General features: G+C 57.4%; 10 protein-coding genes. 7 read left to right on the top strand and 3 right to left on the bottom strand.

What is annotated here, in order from left to right:
• Window positions 1–413 precede the first annotated feature (413 nt).
• The 7 genes from RCH06_RS08825 to RCH06_RS08795 all read left to right on the top strand — a co-directional run bounded on the left by RCH06_RS08825 (window position 414) and on the right by RCH06_RS08795 (window position 11343).
• A complete protein-coding gene (locus tag RCH06_RS08825) occupies window positions 414–2795 on the top strand; it encodes a type I restriction-modification system subunit M (RefSeq protein WP_327081087.1) in 2382 nt (793 codons plus the stop codon).
• A gap of 106 nt (window positions 2796–2901) precedes the next feature.
• Window positions 2902–4026 (top strand): Fic family protein, encoded by a 1125-nt coding sequence (locus RCH06_RS08820; protein WP_327081086.1) that lies wholly within the window; start codon window positions 2902–2904, stop codon window positions 4024–4026.
• Window positions 4027–4179: 153 nt separating this feature from the next.
• The gene (locus RCH06_RS08815; RefSeq protein ID WP_327081085.1) at window positions 4180–4698 is read left to right on the top strand and encodes a DUF6398 domain-containing protein; all 519 of its coding nucleotides are present in this window, start codon (window positions 4180–4182) and stop codon (window positions 4696–4698) included.
• Window positions 4695–5990 (top strand): restriction endonuclease subunit S, encoded by a 1296-nt coding sequence (locus tag RCH06_RS08810; RefSeq protein WP_327081084.1) that lies wholly within the window; start codon window positions 4695–4697, stop codon window positions 5988–5990. Before RCH06_RS08815 ends, RCH06_RS08810 begins: the two co-directional genes overlap by 4 nt.
• Window positions 5991–6197: 207 nt before the next feature.
• Window positions 6198–7394, top strand: a complete 1197-nt coding sequence (locus RCH06_RS08805; RefSeq protein WP_327081083.1) for an ATP-binding protein — start codon at window positions 6198–6200, stop codon at window positions 7392–7394.
• 33 nt (window positions 7395–7427) lie between these two features.
• Complete coding sequence (locus RCH06_RS08800; RefSeq protein WP_327081082.1) at window positions 7428–10619, top strand: type I restriction endonuclease subunit R; 3192 nt, start codon at window positions 7428–7430, stop codon at window positions 10617–10619.
• On the top strand, window positions 10609–11343 hold the full coding sequence (locus RCH06_RS08795; RefSeq protein ID WP_327081081.1) for a M48 family metallopeptidase: 735 nt from the start codon (window positions 10609–10611) through the stop codon (window positions 11341–11343). The genes RCH06_RS08800 and RCH06_RS08795 overlap by 11 nt, the downstream gene beginning before the upstream one ends.
• Window positions 11344–11370: 27 nt before the next feature.
• Here the strand turns inward: RCH06_RS08795 and RCH06_RS08790 are convergent, their stop codons facing one another.
• From RCH06_RS08790 to RCH06_RS08780, 3 genes are all read right to left on the bottom strand, one after another.
• Entirely contained in the window at window positions 11371–14736 is a 3366-nt protein-coding gene (locus RCH06_RS08790; RefSeq protein ID WP_327081080.1) for a UvrD-helicase domain-containing protein, read from the bottom strand.
• Between the two features lie 216 nt (window positions 14737–14952).
• The gene (locus RCH06_RS08785; RefSeq protein ID WP_327081079.1) at window positions 14953–16428 is read right to left on the bottom strand and encodes a helix-hairpin-helix domain-containing protein; all 1476 of its coding nucleotides are present in this window, start codon (window positions 16426–16428) and stop codon (window positions 14953–14955) included.
• Between the two features lie 5 nt (window positions 16429–16433).
• Window positions 16434–17147 (bottom strand): hypothetical protein (locus RCH06_RS08780; RefSeq protein ID WP_327081078.1); only part of this gene is annotated, 714 nt, incomplete at its 5' end.

Below are 17147 nucleotides of genomic sequence, written 5' to 3'. Positions count from 1 at the left end.
GCTTCGAACGCTCTGTTTTTGATAGCTGTATACGCCCGTGTACCGTGCGCAAGCGCCCTAAAAGACTTGAATTTTCATCCAAAACGTGTTACGGGCGGCTCTGGCTGAAGGCCCCGATTATTGCAGGCTCATTCCACAGGCAGCGCTGGCGTCTTGCCGTACTGACGCCCCAAACCGATGGTGCATGAAGAAATGACACCTGCGCCAACCCGCGTCATGGCGAACGAAGCGCAACCATCGATGCCGACGCGTCATCAGCGCTGCAGCGCCACGGCCTGCCGCCTTCGGGTGATGGCATGCTTTTTTGCCATAAACGGCCACGGCAAAAAGGCCAGCCCACCGGGGCACGTGCAGTTAAAGTCCTTCAGTCAAACGCCGTCAGCCGGCCCCCATCACGCCCCCAACAAAAAATCATGGCCCTCAAAAAATCCGAACTCTATTCTTCCCTCTGGAAATCATGCGACGAACTGCGCGGCGGCATGGACGCCAGCCAGTACAAAGACTATGTGCTGGTGCTGCTGTTCGTCAAATACGTGTCTGACAAATACGCCGGCGATGCCCATGCGCTGATCGACGTGCCCGCTGGCGGCAGTTTTGCCGACATGGTGGCGCTGAAAAACGACAAGGAAATTGGCGACAAGATCAACAAACTGGTCGCACGCCTGGCGGAGGCCAATGAAACGCTCAAGGGCGCCATCAACGTGGCTGACTTCAACGACGAAGAAAAGCTCGGCAAGGGCAAAGACATGGTAGACCGGCTCACCAAGCTGGTCGGCATTTTTGAGGGACTGGACTTTGGCCGCAACCGGGCCGAAGGCGACGACCTGCTGGGCGATGCCTATGAATACCTGATGCGCCACTTCGCCACCGACTCCGGCAAAAGCAAAGGCCAGTTCTACACGCCCGCCGAAGTCTCGCGCGTGATGGCGCAGGTGATTGCGCTGGGCAAGGCCAAAGACGCCCGCCAGAGCATTTTTGACCCGACCTGCGGATCGGGCTCGCTGCTGCTCAAAGCGCATGACGAGGCCAAAAGCCGCACCGGGCTTGATCTGGCGCTGTACGGCCAGGAAATGGACAACGCTACATCGGCCCTGGCGCGCATGAACATGGTGCTGCACGACTGCCCGACGGCTGAAATCTGGCAAGACAACTCGCTGGCCAGCCCGCATTTTGTGCAAAACGGCGCGCTGCAAACCTTCGACTACGTGGTAGCGAATCCGCCGTTCTCGACCAAATCGTGGACCAACGGCGTGAACACCGCCAACGACCCTTACGCGCGCTTTGACTACGGCACGCCACCCGACAAGAACGGCGACTATGCGTTTTTTCTGCACATCCTCAAGTCGCTCAAAAGCACTGGCAAAGGCGCAGTCATCTTGCCGCACGGCGTGCTGTTTCGTGGCGGCGCGGAAGGCAGCATTCGCAAAAGCATCGTGCGCCAGGGTTTCGTCAAAGGCATCATCGGCCTGCCTGCCAACCTGTTCTATGGCACGGGCATTCCGGCCTGCATCATCGTGCTCGACAAGGAAGGCGCGGCGGGCCGCAACGGCATTTTCATGGTCGACGCCAGCAAGGGCTTCATCAAGGACGGCAACAAAAACCGCCTGCGCGCCCAGGACATGCACCGCATCGTGGACACCTTCACCCGCCTGGCCGAAGTGCCCAAATACGCCCGCATGGTGCCGTTGGCCGAGATTGCCGGCAACGACTTCAACCTGAACCTGCCGCGCTACATCGACAGCACCGCGCCCGAAGACCTGCAAGACATCGCGGCGCATCTGAAAGGCGGCATTCCGCTGCGCGACATCGACGGCTTGGCCGCCTACTGGCAAGAACTGCCCGGCGTGCGCCAGGCGCTGTTTGCCGACGCCGACCGGCCCGGTTACTGCCAGCTCAAAGTAGCGCCCGGCCAGATCAAGGCCACCATCTTCGGCCACGGTGAATTTACCGCCTTCAACCAGACCGTGACGCAGCGCTTTGCCGACTGGAAGCAAGCCCACACGCCGCGCCTGAACGGCATCCAGCCGGGCGACCGGCCCAAGGCGCTGATTGAAGCGCTGTCCGAAAGCCTGCTCAAGGCGTTTGACGCCGCGCCGCTGATTGACGCCTACGACGTGTACCAGCACCTGATGGACTACTGGGCCGAAACCATGCAGGACGATGTCTGGATGATTGCCACCGACGGCTGGAAAGCCGTGCAGACCGGCCAGCCCAACACCGACCTGATTCCGCCCGCCCTCATCGTCGCCCGCTTTTTTGCCGCCGAACAGCAGGCGCTGGAAACGCTGCAGGCCGCGCGCGACGCCATCGGCCGCCAGATGGAAGAGCAAGACGAAGAACACGGCGGCGAAGACGGTTTGCTGTTTGAGGGCAAAACCGACAAAGGCAAGCTCAGCGCCAAAAGCGTCAAAGACCGGCTGAAAACCATCAAAGGCGACCCGAACGCCAAAGACGAGGCCAAAGCGCTCGAAACCTGCGCCGCGCTGATTGAACAAGAAGCCAGCGCCGGTAAAAAAGCCAAGGACGCGCAAAAAACGCTCGACGCCAAAGTAGCCGCCCAATACGCGCAACTGAGCGCCGCCGACATCCAGACGCTGGTGATCCAAGACAAATGGCTGGCCGCACTGACCGCCAGCGTGCAAAGCGAACTCGATCGCGTCAGCCAGGCGCTGACCGGGCGCATCCGCCAGTTGGCCGAACGCTACGCAACGCCGCTGCCCGCGCTGTGCGACGAGGTGGACGTGCTGACGGGCCGGGTCGATGCGCATTTGAAAAAGATGGGGTTTGAATGGTGAAATCGCCATCCGGTTCGTTCCTCCACGCACTCCTGCAGTGCAGCGCTTATTAAAGAAACCAGGCTTTTTTTTAATAAGGCAATTTCTTATTTAAGGTTTGTTCACCATGCAAGCTAATTCCAGCGCCCACACCCTGCCCCTGCTGCCCGATTTGGGCGACATCGAAACCAAGCCCGTGCTCAAAAAACTCGCCCGCGCGCACCAGGCGTTGGCCGAACTCAAAGGCGTGGCGGCCAGCATGCCCAACCAGCGTATTTTGATCAGCACCTTGTCGCTGCAGGAAGCCAAAGACAGCTCCGAAATTGAAAATATCATCACTACCCACGACGATCTTTACCGCAGCGACAGCGTCCGTCGCCACTTCATCACCCTGGCCGCCAAAGAGGTACATAACTACGCAGAGGCTCTGCGCGCCGGATTCGAGCGCGTACAACAAACCGGCCTGCTCACCATCAACGACATTCTGACCATCCAGGCGGGCATTGAAGAAAACCACGCCGGTTTTCGCAAGCTTCCCGGCACGGCGCTCAAAAATGACCAGACGGGCGAAACCCTCTACACCCCGCCCCAGCACCCGGATGACATCACCGCGCTAATGAGCAACCTGGAGCGCTTCATCAATGACCCTGATCTGTGCGACTGGGATCCACTCACCAAAATGGCGGTGATTCACCATCAGTTTGAGAGCATTCACCCGTTTTACGATGGCAATGGCCGCACCGGGCGCGTCATCAACATCCTGTATCTGGTGCAGCAAGGGCTGCTCGATACGCTGGTGCTTTACCTTTCACGCTATATCAATCAGCACAAGGCCGACTATTACCGCCTGTTGCAAGCCGTGCGTGACAACCAGCACAACAGCGAGCCGTGGCAAGACTGGCTGATCTTCATGCTGAGTGGCGTCGAGCAAACCGCCCGCCAGACCACTACGCTGGTGGTACAGATCAGGACACTGATGCAGGAGGTCAAGCACCGCCTGCGCACAGAGCTACCCAAACTCTACAGCCAGGACCTGATCAACAACCTGTTTCATCATCCGTACACCAAGATCGATTTCTTGATGGAAGAGCTGATGATCCATCGAAACACCGCCACTAAATATCTGGAGGAACTGGTGCGCATTGGCTTGCTGACCAAGCACAAGCTGGGCAAAGACAACTACTACCTCAACACCGACCTGTACGACCTGCTGCATGGCGTGGGCGAGCGCAAGGCAGGCGACATGTCATGACGGATGCGCCTTTAACATCGCGGCCAAACCCTGTGCATGTTTCCATGACATGCACAAGAAAACCAACTTTCTTGTGCATGTCATGGAAACATGCCACTAAAACCGCCCCATCGTGTGCATGAAGCCCACCCTGATTTTTCACGAAGCCCACCCATGACCCACTCAGAACGCGTGCCTGCCGCCCTGCAGGAAAAATTCAACGCCATCAGCCAGGCCACCGACGCTTTTTGCGACTTGCGGCTGAATGACGATTACAAAAAAATGGTTCGCGCCGCGCTGGCCGCGCTGAGCCGCAAGCGCCCTTCGCCGCTGCTTAAAAGCAAGGACAACGCCTGGGCGGCGGGCGTGGTGCATGCGGTGGGCATGGTGAACTTTTTGTTTGACCCGTCGCAAACCCCGACCTGCACGGCGCCAGAGATTTACGCCCATTTCGGCGTGAGTTCCAGCACCGGCCTGCTGCGCTCGAAAGAAACCCGCGACGCCTTGGACATGAGCCAGTTGTCTCCGGAATGGACGGTGGCCGGCAATAGGGACAACAACCCGCTGATCTGGCTGCTCGAAGTCAACGGCCTGCTGGTCGATATGCGGCACATGCCGCTGGAGGTGCAGGAAATCGCGCTGGCGCAAGGGATGATTCCGTATATTCCCGGCCAGAAAGACGCGCAGCCATGAGCGCGGCGCTGAACGCAGAAGTGCCCGAAGGCTACAAGCTGACCGAGGTGGGGGTGATTCCGGGGGATTGGGAGGTTAGTCTGCTCCACGAAATTTCTGAAAAAATTATGGTCGGAATCGCCAGCGCGGCAACTCACGCCTACCGAGATAGGGGGATCGTTATGTTTAGAAATCAGAACATCAAACCCGGATATTTAGATGATTCAGACATACTTTACATAGCTGAGGAATATGAAGAAACTTTCAAAAATAAGCGACTAAAGTCCGGTGACTTGCTCACTGCTAGAACTGGTTACCCTGGAACTACGAGTATCGTTCCACTTGCCTACGAGGGCGCTCAAAGTTTTACGACACTGATTACTCGACCTCGCGTAAGTGCAATTGACCCCTCATATCTGTGCTATTTCATTAACTCAGAAGTCGGGCAATTATTTTTTGAGCAAAACCAAATTGGCGGTGGCCAAAAGAATGTAAATGCTGGCAGCTTGAAACAGCTTCCCGTTCCACTACCACCAACCCTTGAAGAACAACGCGCCATCGCCACCGCCCTGTCGGATGTGGATGCCCTGCTCGCCAAGCTGGACCAGCTCATCGCCAAGAAGCAGAACCTCAAACAGGCCGCCATGCAGCAACTCCTCACCGGCCAGACCCGGCTGCCGGGGTTTAGTGGAGATTGGGTGTTACGACCGCTGGCTTCGGTAGTTTCTGGTTTAGAGGCTGGCGTAAGTGTCAATTCGGTTGATCACATTGATCCGCATAGCTCAACTGAGCCGTGCATTCTCAAAACTTCAGCCGTTTTCGATGGGAATTTCGATCCGGCTGAGTGCAAGTTGATTGACCGCCGAGATATAAGTCGCGCAAAGCTTAGCCCTCGCAAAGATTCGATCATCATCAGTCGAATGAACACGCCCAATCTCGTTGGCGAAGTGGGTTACGTGGCACAAGATTTCCCAAATCTCAACTTGCCAGATCGCTTGTGGATGACTCGTTTCGTAAGTGGCGCAGATATTTCGGCCCGCTGGTTGGCTTACGTGATGAGCAGCACTCAAATCAAAGAACTCATTAAGGGCCTTGCTACCGGCACCAGTGGAAGCATGAAAAATATTGCAAAAGGCGCTTTGCTGTCTTTGCAATTGACATTTCCGCCGAAGGCCGAGCAAACCGCCATCGCCACCATCCTCTCCGACCTGGACGCCGAACTCGCCGCCCTGCAAGCGCGGCAGGACAAGACCCGCGCCCTCAAGCAGGGAATGATGCAGGCGCTGCTGACCGGGCGCATCCGGCTGGTCTGATCGCTGCGCCTGTCCAGTCAGGCCATTTCTCCAAAACTAATGATCAAATTAGGCTCTAGCGCATACTGCACGGGCGCAAGCAGCTATCAAAACAAGAGTATTTTCAGACCCAAAAACTTGTCACAAGCCCGTCACCAGACCAACATTTATTGACTTTTATCTTTAATCCGATAAATTATCTTTAACAAAATAATTAAAGATAATTGAATGATCCACTACCCCCGAACTGCGCTGGCCGAAGAGCTGGTGACCGCGCTGCAAGGCAAAGCTGCTTTCAGCGATGCCCACAACGGGTTGTTTCTGGCGGCACCCCGGCGCACCGGCAAATCAACTTTCTTGCAAGCCGACTTGCAGCCCGCGCTGGAACGCCAGGGCGTGGTGGTCGTTTATGTGGATTTGTGGGCCGATCAGCGCCGTGACCCGGGCGCGCTGGTGGCCGATGCCATTGGCCGGGCTTTGCAGCCGCACCTGGGGCGCGTGGCCCGGCTGGCCAAAGCGTCGGGGCTGGAGAGCGTGACGATTGCCGGCGCGCTGAAGATTGATACCCGCAAGATCGGCCAGCTTGATGGCGCCACGCTGCCCGATGCACTGCGCGCTTTGCTTGAGGCGGCCCGGGCCCCGGTGGCGCTGATCATTGACGAAGCACAGCATGCGCTGACCAGCGACGCCGGCGAGGCGGCCATGGCCGCGCTGAAGTCGGCGCGCGACCAGCTGAACCGGCCGGGCACCGCCAACCTGATGCTGGTGATGTCGGGGTCTGACCGCGACAAGCTGCTGCGCCTTGTCAACACCAACGGGGCACCGTTTTATGGCTCACAAATTCAGCGCATGCCCGAGCTGGGGCCGGACTTCATTGCGCATATTGGCCAGTTGATTGAAACCCAGCGGCCCGACCTCCAGCCCGTGGACACGCCGGCGCTGCTGACGGCTTTTCAGCGTTTTGGCAGTCGTCCGCAGTTTTTCATGGAGGCGCTGGGGCAGGCGCTCAGCCCGCTGGCAGCCTTGAATACGCGTTTTGAGTTGGCCATGGCGCAAGCCGCCGGGCAGCGCCAGGCCGACGATGAGGCGCAAATGGAGTCGGAGTATCTGGGCCTCAAGCCCGTGGAGCAGGCGGTGCTGTGGCGGCTGCTGGCGCAGGGCCAGCGCTTTCGCCCTTATGACGCCGAGGCGCTGCGCTTTTACCGTGACAAGACCGAAGACGGCGTGAGCCCGCAAAAAGTCCAGAACGCGCTGGAAGCGTTGCGCCAGCGCTCACCGGCCATCGTCTGGAAATCAGCCCGGGGCGAATATGCCGTGGACGACGCGGCCATGCACCGCTGGTTTGAGCAACGCGTAGCGGCCAGCACCTGGCCACCCGTCGGGCGGCAAACCGATCTGGATTTTGAGACTGTGAAACCTGAATAACATGCTGTCGGCACACAAGAACAAAGGCAACTCATGACCACCGTCGGCCAAACCGAAAAGAAAACCCAGTCCCGCGTCGTCGCCCTGCTGCGCGACCGGCTGCATTACCGTTACCTGGGCAACTGGGCGAGCCGCGTGGGCAATAGCAACATTGAGCCGGAACTGCTGAGCGCCTGGCTGGCGGTGCAAGGCGTGCCGCCGGCGCTGGCCAAGCGGGCGATTTTCGAGCTGCAAAAAGTGGCTGGCGACACCAGCCAGCGCCTGTACGAGCGCAACCGCGCGGTGTACCGGCTGCTGCGCTACGGCGTGAAGCTGAAACCCGAGCTGGGCGAAAACACCGTCACGGTCTGGCTGGTGGACTGGCAGAACCCGCACGCCAACGACTTTGCGTTTGCCGAGGAAGTCACGGTGAAGGCGGCCAATGCCAAAGCCGCCGGCAAGCGGCCCGACATCGTGCTGTACATCAACGGCCTGGCGCTGGGCGTGCTGGAGCTCAAGCGCTCGACGATTTCCGTGTCAGAAGGCATTCGGCAGAACCTGGACAACCAGGAAAAGGCGTTCATCGAGCCGTTTTTTTCGACGATGCAATGGGTCATGGCGGGCAGCGACAGCGCGGGTCTGCGCTACGGCACCACGGGCACGCAAGAAAAATATTACCTGCAGTGGGTTGAAGACGGCGGCGACTTTGCGGCAGAGCCGAATTTGCTCGACCGCCAGCTGTTGCAGGTGTGCCGCCCTGCCCGGCTGCTGGAGCTGGTGCATGATTTTGTGGTGTTTGACGCGGGCATCAAAAAGCTGTGCCGCCAGAACCAGTATTTTGGCGTGAAGGCGGCGCAAGACTTCATTGCGCGGCGCGAAGGCGGCATCATCTGGCACACCCAGGGCAGCGGCAAGAGCCTGACGATGGTCTGGCTGGCCAAATGGATTCTGGGCAACCGGCCCGGCGCGCGGGTGCTGATCATTACCGACCGCACCGAGCTGGACGAGCAGATTGAAAAAGTGTTTACCGGCGTGAACGAAACCATTTGCCGCACCCAAAGCGGCGCAGACATGCTTGCGCGGCTGAACAGCCTTGAAGAAACGCTGCTGTGTACGCTGATCCACAAGTTTGGCGGCAAAAGTGGCGATGACGACCGCAACGACCCCGCCAGCAAGGAAGCCGCGCAGGCCTTCATGGCGTCGCTGCGCAACCTGCCCGCCGACTTTGTGGCCAAGGGCGACCTGCATGTGTTTGTCGATGAATGCCACCGCACGCAAAGCGGCGACCTGCACACGGCCATGAAGGCGCTGCTGCCCAATGCGGTGTTTATCGGTTTTACCGGCACGCCGCTGCTGAAAGCCGACAAGCAAAAAAGCATTGAGGTGTTTGGCCGCTACATCCACACCTACAAGTTTGACCAGGCGGTGCGCGAAGGCGTGGTGCTGGACTTGCGCTACGAAGCGCGTGACATTGACCAGTCAATCACCTCGCCCAAGAAAATCGACGACTGGTTCGAGGCCAAAACTCAGGGTCTCAACGACCTGGCCAAGGCCCGGCTCAAGCAAAAGTGGGGAACGATGCAGCGGGTGCTGTCAAGCCAGTCGCGGCTTGAGCAAATCGTGGCGGACATCTTGCTCGACATGGCGATCAAGCCGCGCCTGAGCGACGGCCACGGCAACGCCATGCTGGTGGCAGGCAGCATTTACGAAGCCTGCAAGTTCTACGAGCTGTTCAGCAAGACCGAACTGAAGGGCAAATGCGCCATCGTCAGCAGCTACGCGCCGGGCGTAGCGGATGCCAAGGGCGAAACCACGGGCGCGGGCGACACCGACAACCTGTTCAAGTACGGCGTGTACCGGCAGATGCTGGCCGACTGGTTTGGCGAATCGCCCGAAGCCGCGCAGGGCAAGGCCGGCCCGTTCGAGCTGGCGGTAAAGCAAAAATTTATTAAAGAGCCGGGCCAGATGAAACTGCTGATCGTGGTGGACAAGCTGCTGACCGGCTTTGACGCGCCGTCGGCGACTTACCTCTACATCGACAAGCAAATGCGCGACCACGGCTTGTTCCAGGCGATTTGCCGCGTGAACCGGCTTGATGGCGAGGACAAGGAATACGGCTACATCGTCGATTACAAGGATTTGTTCAAAAGCCTGGAGGGCGCGGTGCAGGACTACACCAGCGGCGCGCTGGATGGTTTTGACGCCGACGACGTGAAAGGTTTGCTGGAAAACCGGCTGGAAAAAGCGCGGGATGACCTGGAAGACGCGCGGGAAGCCGTCAAGGCGCTGTGTGAACCGGTGCATCCCCGAAAACAGCCTGTAGATTACTTTCGGTTCTTTTGCGCGAAAGATTCGGGCGACGCTGCTCAGATCAAGGAAAACGAGCCCAAACGGCTCAAGCTCTACCAGTACACCGCCCGCCTGCTGCGCACCTATGCCGCGATTGCCAGCGAACTGGCCGGCGCAGGCTACAACGCGCAGGAAATCACGACGCTTCAGACCGAGGTCGATCATTACGCCCGGGTGCGCGACGAAGTCAGAATCACCAGCGATGACTTCATCGACCTGAAAGCCCACGAGCCGGCCATGCGGCATTTGATTGATACCTACATCCGGGCCGAGGACAGCGAAAAGCTGTCGGTGTTTGATGACCTGACGCTGATTGAGCTGATCGTCGAACGCGGGCCGGACGCGGTCAACGCCCTGCCCGAGCGCATCCGGCAAAGCGAAGAAGCGGTGGCCGAAACGATTGAAAACAACGTGCGCAAGCTGATCATCAACGAGTCGCCGGTGGACCCGGCCTATTACGACAAGATGTCTGCGCTGCTCGATGCGCTGATTGCGCAGCGGCGCCAGGGCGTGCTGGGCTACAAGGACTATCTGGAAAAAATCGCCGCGCTGGCGAAGCAGGCGACGGTGCCGGGTGGCACGGCAGCAAGCTATCCGCCTGAAGTGAATACGCCGGCGCTGCGGGCGCTGTTCAACAACCTGGGCAGCCGCTTGCCTGCTTTGGCGCTGGCGGTGGATGCGGCGATCCGGGCCAGCCTGATGGCCGATTGGCGCGGCAGCAGCCTGAAAATCAAAAAAGTGCGGTTGGCCATCCGGCATGCGCTGGCCGCTGCGATGCCGGCCAGCCTGGGTGGGGTTGCCACGGAAGCGGGCGCAAGCGTCGCAGTGCCGCCCGACCTGGACGCTGAAACCGACCGCATTCTGGCGCTGGCGCAGCAGCAGCAACATGACTATTGAAGCTGCCGTGCAGCGCCTCACGGTCAGCGGCATTGCCGTGGAAGTGGTGCGCAAGGACATCAAGAACCTGCATCTGGGGGTGTATCCGCCGCTGGGCCGGGTGCGCGTAGCCGTACCGTGGGTGATCAGCGATGAAGCCGTGCGGCTGGCGGTGATTGACAAACTGGGCTGGATCAAACGCCAGCGCGCCCAGTTTGCCAAGCAGCCGCGCCAGTCCGAACGCGAGATGGTCAACGGCGAAAGCCATTATTTTCTGGGGCAGCGCTACCGGCTGCGCGTGCATGAACACGCGGGACCAGCGCGCGTAGCGCTGCGGGGAATTGCGTCGCTCGACCTGTTCATGCGGCCAGGCAGCACGGCCCAGCAGCGCGAAACGGTGCTGTTGCACTGGCACCGGACACAGTTAAAGGCGCTGATTCCGCCGCTGTTGGCGCACTGGCAGCCGCTGCTGGGCGTAGCGGTGTCAAGCTGGGGTGTCAAAAAAATGAAAACCAAATGGGGTTCGTGCAACGTGGCGGCGCGGCGCATCTGGCTGAATCTGGAACTGGCCAAAAAGCCCGACTCCTGCCTGGAATACATCGTGGTGCATGAGCTGGTGCATTTGCTGGAGCGCCAGCACAACGCGCGCTTCACGGCGCTGATGGCGCAGCATTTACCCGACTGGCAGCAACGGCGCGCTTTGCTGAAAGCGTCCGTGCTGGGGCATGAGGTCTGGGCGTATTGAAGACCTCAATGACGGCGGGTGGCCTGTTCAGCCGAGTTCCACCATCGTTCCCAGCCCCGTCAGAAAAGCCGCTTTCACCGTGGCGTCGGGGTAGATCAATTGCACGGCGGCGCGGTAGGTGCGCATTTGGGCGATCAGTGCGGGCTGCAGTTCGGGGGCCGGGGCGGTCTTGTAGTCGAGCACCCACCACTGGCCTTCGTAACCGGCGTCCTGGCGCCGTACCAGCCGGTCCATGCGCAAAGGCTGGCCTTTGTACACCAGGTCTACTTCGTTGCCCTGCCAGGCCACCGCGTTACTCCAGGCCCAGGCCCCCTCGCCGTGCAGGATGCGCTGCGCCAGCGCGCTGGCTTCTTGCGCCTGGGCTGGATTGAGGCGAAATTCACGCGCCACCGCGCCCACATGCGCCGGCGACGACGGGCCGCCCCACTCCAGCAGGCGGTGCATGGCCTTGCCAATGCGGGCAATGGCCGGGTCTTCTGGCGGCTGTGCATCAAGGTCCACATCCGGCGCTTTCACGTCGGGGGCAGGCGGCAGTTCGGGCAGCATGAATACTGCAGCGGCTGGCGGCGCGGCGCTGGCCAAGTCGGGGGCGCTGACCACTATCTCTGTCGTCTCCTGAATAAAAAGTGCGCCCGACGGGGTTGCCATCGCAATCGCCACGTCCAGGCACACATCGACTTCAGCCAGCTCCAGCGGCGGCGCAAAATCCTGCAGCCGCTGCCACCAGCTGTCGGTGGTGGCCCGGTGCGGCACGATGGAGGAAATCACCAGCGTGTGCCGGGCGCGTGTCATGGCGACGTACAGGGCATTGAGTTCTTCGCGCTTGCGGGCGGTCTGTTCGGCGGCCAGCGCTTCGCGGGCGCATTCCGGCGGCAAGCTTTCGCTGACCAGAAAAACAAACTTTTGCGGCGCGGCGGCTTCGCCGGGCCAGTCAATCAGCACGCCCATGCTGTCGGCATTGCGCTCGACGGTGTCAGTGTCGAGCAGCAGCACGGCTTCGGCTTCCAGCCCCTTCGCGCCGTGGATCGTCAGCAAGCGCACGGCGTCACTGTTGACGGCCACCGGCGCCCGCAGGCCGCCCGCCTTGAGCGCCCGCACCAGACCGTAAGGCGTGGCATAGCGCCCGCCGCCATGACCCAGCGCCACGCCGAGCAAGGCGCGCAAGTTGGCCAGCACGGTGCTGCGCTGGGTGGCCGGCGCGGCAGCCGCAAAACGCGCCAGCACGTCGCCATCGTCATAAATGGCCTGCAGCGCATCGTGCGGCGGCAGGCTGTCCAGCCAGCCTTTCCATCGCATCAAAACAGGCGACAGCGCTTGCAGTTCGGGCGCAAGCAGCTCTGTTTTTTGTAGCAATTCAAACCACGGCAGGTGCAGTTCCCGCTTCAACAGCGCGATCTGCAACAGGCTGGCATCGTCCAGGCCAAACAGCGGCGAACGCAGCGCCCGCGCCAGTGACAAGTCGTGCTGTGGCGACACCAGCACATCGAGCAGCGCCACCATGTCCAGCACTTCGCAGCAGTCGATCAAATCGGTTTTTTCGCCGATCTGGGCCGGTATGTTCAGCGCCCGCAACTCTTGCTGCAGCGGCAGCAGGCCGGCCCGCTTGCGCGACAGCACCATCACCTCCCTGGGCTTGAGGCCGGTGGCGATTTGCCCGGCAATCCACGCGGCGGCCTGACGCGCTTCCAGCGTGCGCAGGGTTTCCTCGGGCAGCTCGCGCGGCGTCGTCAAGCTGTCGCGCCAAAGATCGGCCTGCGCCGCATCGCCATCGGCCTGCGCGCCAGTGAGCCGGGGAATTGGAGGCAAGCACCCGGTTTCACCCTGCCGGGGCGAGTCGGTGGTGTGGTCCCGAAAACCGTCGTAGCCGTCCAGCGTGCGGGCATGGCCCATGACGGCGTTTACCGTGGCAATTACGTCCTGCGCATTGCGGCGGGTGTGGTCGCAACTGAGCAAATCGCCGCCCAGGCCCTCGACTACAAAGGCCTGCGCGGCGCGAAACACCTGCGGCTCGGCGCGGCGAAAGCGGTAAATGCTTTGTTTCGGGTCGCCGACCAGAAACACGCTGGGTGCTGCGCCCGCGCCGCCATAGCCGCTCAGCCACGAAGACAGCGCCTGCCACTGCAGCGGGTTGGTGTCCTGGAACTCGTCAATCATCAGGTGCTTGATGCTGGCGTCAAGCCGCTCTTGCACCCAGCCGGCCAGCACCGGGTCGCCCAGCATGACCAGCGCGGCGCGCTCGACATCGTTCATGTCCACCCAGCCACGGTCGCGCTTGAGCTGGATATAGGCAGCAATCAGCACGCGGCTCAAGCGCGCCATGCGCTGCTGGTGCAGCCAGGCGGCATGCTGCTGGCGCGCCTTGCACAGCGCCTGCAATTCAGGCTCGGCCTCTTGCGCGGCGGTAAATTTGGTGAGGTTGTTCGTCAGCCGGTCTTCGTCCGCCACGAAAAACGCCTTGCGCAGCATGTCGCAACGCAGCGCCAGGTTGTCGGTTTCAAAGGCCTCCACCACGGCGGCAGCGGCCTTTTGCGGTGTCTTGTTTTTCTCGGCGCCCAGTTGGCGCGCACGCGCCAGCCAGGTTTGCTGTGCGGCCGGGCTGGCCAGCACCTGCTCCGGAAAATCGAGCGCGGCAAATTCAGGAAAAAGAACCGCGAACGGCTGAACCGACGCATCGACCACGCCTTTTTCGTCGGCCAGCAAAAACTCGGTTCGCTTGTCCAGCGCGGTCTTCAGCGCCTTGTCGGTTTGAAAGCGGCCGTGGCTGCGCACCAGCGTTTCAAAATCGGCCTTGAGCGGCGCATCGGCCATCACTGCCGCATAAAACCGCCGCCAGACCAGCGCGCGCGCCGGGCCGTCGTCTTCGAGCAGTTCGTAATTCACCGGCATTTCCAGCCGGTGCAGCACCGCCACGGGCGCATTGCGCAGCAAGGCGGCAAACCAGCTGTGAAAGGTGCGAATCTGCACCGAGCGGCCGTTGGCGAGCATGGAGCGGTATAAATTTGATAGCTGCTTGCGCACGTCTGCATTGGACTGCGGGCTTTTTTGGCTTGAAACACCGCGCATGACGAGCTCTTGGCGCAGCGTCTCGTCGTCAGCATGGGTGAATTCTTTCAGCCAGTCGTCCAGCCGCTCGCGCATTTCACCGGCGGCTTTGCGGGTGAAGGTGATGGCCAGGATTTCATGCGCCCGAACGGCTTCGCGCAGACTGCCGTCGGCCTGTACCTGAAGCGCAGCGCCGTCGAGCAGCGCCCGCACGATGCGCGACACCAGCATCCAGGTCTTGCCCGCGCCAGCGCAGGCCTCGACCGCCACGCTGCGGCGCGGATCACAGGCAATCGCGTAAAACGCGTCAGCAGAAACGGACTGGCCGTTGCATTCATAAGCGGCGGTCATATCAATTTTTTTGTTATAAAAGTGTCGAAATTAAAGACTTATTCACATTTTAAAAAACAATCCCAACAAAAACAGCAAAAGCATTTCAAAAACAAAAACCTGCGAGAGCTAAATACCAAACAATAATAAAAATTGAAACTAATAATGATAAATATTATTATTTTTTTGACAATATGAAAAAGTCGGTAAATTTTCTAAAAAAAAGTGGAAATTTTTTTACATCCATATCGCTTGTTCCACAGCATTTCTAATTCTTTTTGCTTTTGCACTTCCAATAAGTGGTAGTTTTTGAAGATCTTCAACTGATACTTTTACTACATCTTGTACAGTATTTAACCCGCCTTTAATTAACGCATTAATAATTAACTGTGTTAAACCATATGGAATAGCTTGACTAATTTCCAATTTAGACACATGTAAAGATAAAATATCAAGAGCAATCTCGCCATGAGGTTCAGGGCAATTAAAATCTGTCAATCTAGAATTGGGTGGATATTCTACAAGTTCATCATTAGCAAGGGTGACACGAAGCAACGAACTAATTAATTCGTAAGACATAGTATTTCCTGGAATACTCTCAAAAAGAGGACCCAAACTAAGTGCATATCTAGGCCCACGTCCTGATGAACTCTTCCAAAGAGATCGCGATGCTTCCCTTTTAGAAATAAACCCAGTATATTCTAGAATTTCGAATACTTTTCCTATACGTTGTACATGATCACGATGCACGAGCATTGCGTTAACTTTACGCCTTCCACAATCTTCAAAAATAATTGGTGCGATTCTCTCAGCAATATCAAGCATTGGAACATACGCACCAAGTTTCGTCTGAAGCTCATCCAACGCAGGATACAAATAGCTACTAGACAACCATTTCAATCCTTCACCTACAATTTGAACTGAAATAATTTTATGAGTATCTAAATATGCACAGAGCGCGTTAAATGCTCTAACATTACCCAGTACCGATCTACCCAGCAAAAAACCTAATATCGGCTTTAACCTAATTTCTGTTTTCTCTAATAATTTCGGATTATTAGCCTCAAGCAATTTATTAAAAAAATCACCGAAATCAGGCGCTCTTTCATCACGCTGCGCTTCCACAATAGTCGCATCACTGTAAAAATCAAAACGAGCTCCAAATTTTGTAACTCCGGGATATATCGCCGCTTTACAGGAGACAACGCTAGAAGAAATAGTTCTAAAAAAATCAAAAAATCCAACAAGCGAAACTTCTCGTCCAATGTGAGCGACATCGTCAAACATTAAGACAATTCGACGTTGCAAATTTGCTCCCAGCTCGCCTAAAACCTCTTTTAAATCCGCGATAGTAACTATAGATTTTTCTTGTGAATTATATTTAAATCCGCGATCAATTATTTCTTTTTTAATTAAATTCGCAACATAAGGAATTAGTATAGATAAATATTGATCTGCTTGCGCAGCCAAAAGCGGGAAATATCTTAAACTAATATATACGGAAAATACTGACGCTTCATTATTTTTCATTCTCATGTGCGCAGCCAGCATATACGCACTCTTGCCACTCCCCCGAGGCCCCCTAAGCAAAACAGGTCCAGCCACCACAAGTCTTCTTATAAGTTGCTCATCCGTTTGAGAGAACAAATGATAGTGTTTAAATTCGGCGTCAGTGAACTCTTCCGCAGCAAGTCGAAGCCCAATGTCATCCATCTGCATTATTTTCCTTTAGTAGTTATCTGTAACTCAAGTTTTCGAAGCGTATAAAGAGCATTATCGGGAGGAAATGATCTTGAAAAAAGTGGACTGATATGTGTTGCCGTTGCGAGTAAAAGAACGAGCATATAGCAATCCTGCATATGCTGCTCTATCGCTTCTTGGTTAAAAGCAGTACGATCATCTAATAAATATTCTGCATGTACACCTTTTGATAGAGTACTGTATATCTGTGCCAAACGCCCTTTTATCCATTCAAATGGTTTATCTTGATCACTAAGATTAAGCAACCACTTAGAATTTGTATTATCCTGATCGGCTAGCCAGCGTAAACCTGGTGAAATGGCTACCTCACCGACATGCCATCCAAGAGCACTGCGCTCCACTCCTTTATCTAAGCATTTTGACTCCCAAATAGTTCCATTTGGGTGTTTTGTATTTGGAAAAATATCTCCTGTCCAAGTAACAGAAGAAGAGTTCTGGCGCCCTATTTCGAAAGATATATCGCGTTGATTTTTTCTAGCAGCAATAACTCTTAGAGGATCAATCCTAGCCAATAAAGCTGTCAAAGATAATTCAAGAAATTTTCTAGCAAGAAAAGGAAAAACAGCAGAGGCGGGCGGCGTTGTTGCATAAATCCCTCCAATGACGAGGCATCCCCCTGGCCCCCCATTTTTAGGCGGTCCGGACGGATTTAGGGCTTGCGAGTACCACCA

It is taken from the genome of Polaromonas sp. CG_9.5 (genome assembly GCF_035984465.1).
In the GTDB taxonomy this organism is placed as follows: Bacteria; Pseudomonadota; Gammaproteobacteria; order Burkholderiales; family Burkholderiaceae_C; genus Polaromonas.
Note: the sequence above shows the minus strand (reverse complement) of the source record. Positions and strands in the feature narration are given on the sequence as shown.

Excerpts from the sequence above, each read along its gene's own strand:
- RCH06_RS08825 (WP_327081087.1), top strand. The coding sequence starts at position 414 with ATGGCCCTCAAAAAATCCGAACTCTATTCTTCCCTCTGGAAATCATGC.
- RCH06_RS08820 (WP_327081086.1), top strand. The coding sequence starts at position 2,902 with ATGCAAGCTAATTCCAGCGCCCACACCCTGCCCCTGCTGCCCGATTTG.
- RCH06_RS08815 (WP_327081085.1), top strand. The coding sequence starts at position 4,180 with ATGACCCACTCAGAACGCGTGCCTGCCGCCCTGCAGGAAAAATTCAAC.
- RCH06_RS08810 (WP_327081084.1), top strand. The coding sequence starts at position 4,695 with ATGAGCGCGGCGCTGAACGCAGAAGTGCCCGAAGGCTACAAGCTGACC.
- RCH06_RS08805 (WP_327081083.1), top strand. The coding sequence starts at position 6,198 with ATGATCCACTACCCCCGAACTGCGCTGGCCGAAGAGCTGGTGACCGCG.
- RCH06_RS08800 (WP_327081082.1), top strand. The coding sequence starts at position 7,428 with ATGACCACCGTCGGCCAAACCGAAAAGAAAACCCAGTCCCGCGTCGTC.
- RCH06_RS08795 (WP_327081081.1), top strand. The coding sequence starts at position 10,609 with ATGACTATTGAAGCTGCCGTGCAGCGCCTCACGGTCAGCGGCATTGCC.
- RCH06_RS08790 (WP_327081080.1), bottom strand. The coding sequence starts at position 14,736 with ATGACCGCCGCTTATGAATGCAACGGCCAGTCCGTTTCTGCTGACGCG.
- RCH06_RS08785 (WP_327081079.1), bottom strand. The coding sequence starts at position 16,428 with ATGGATGACATTGGGCTTCGACTTGCTGCGGAAGAGTTCACTGACGCC.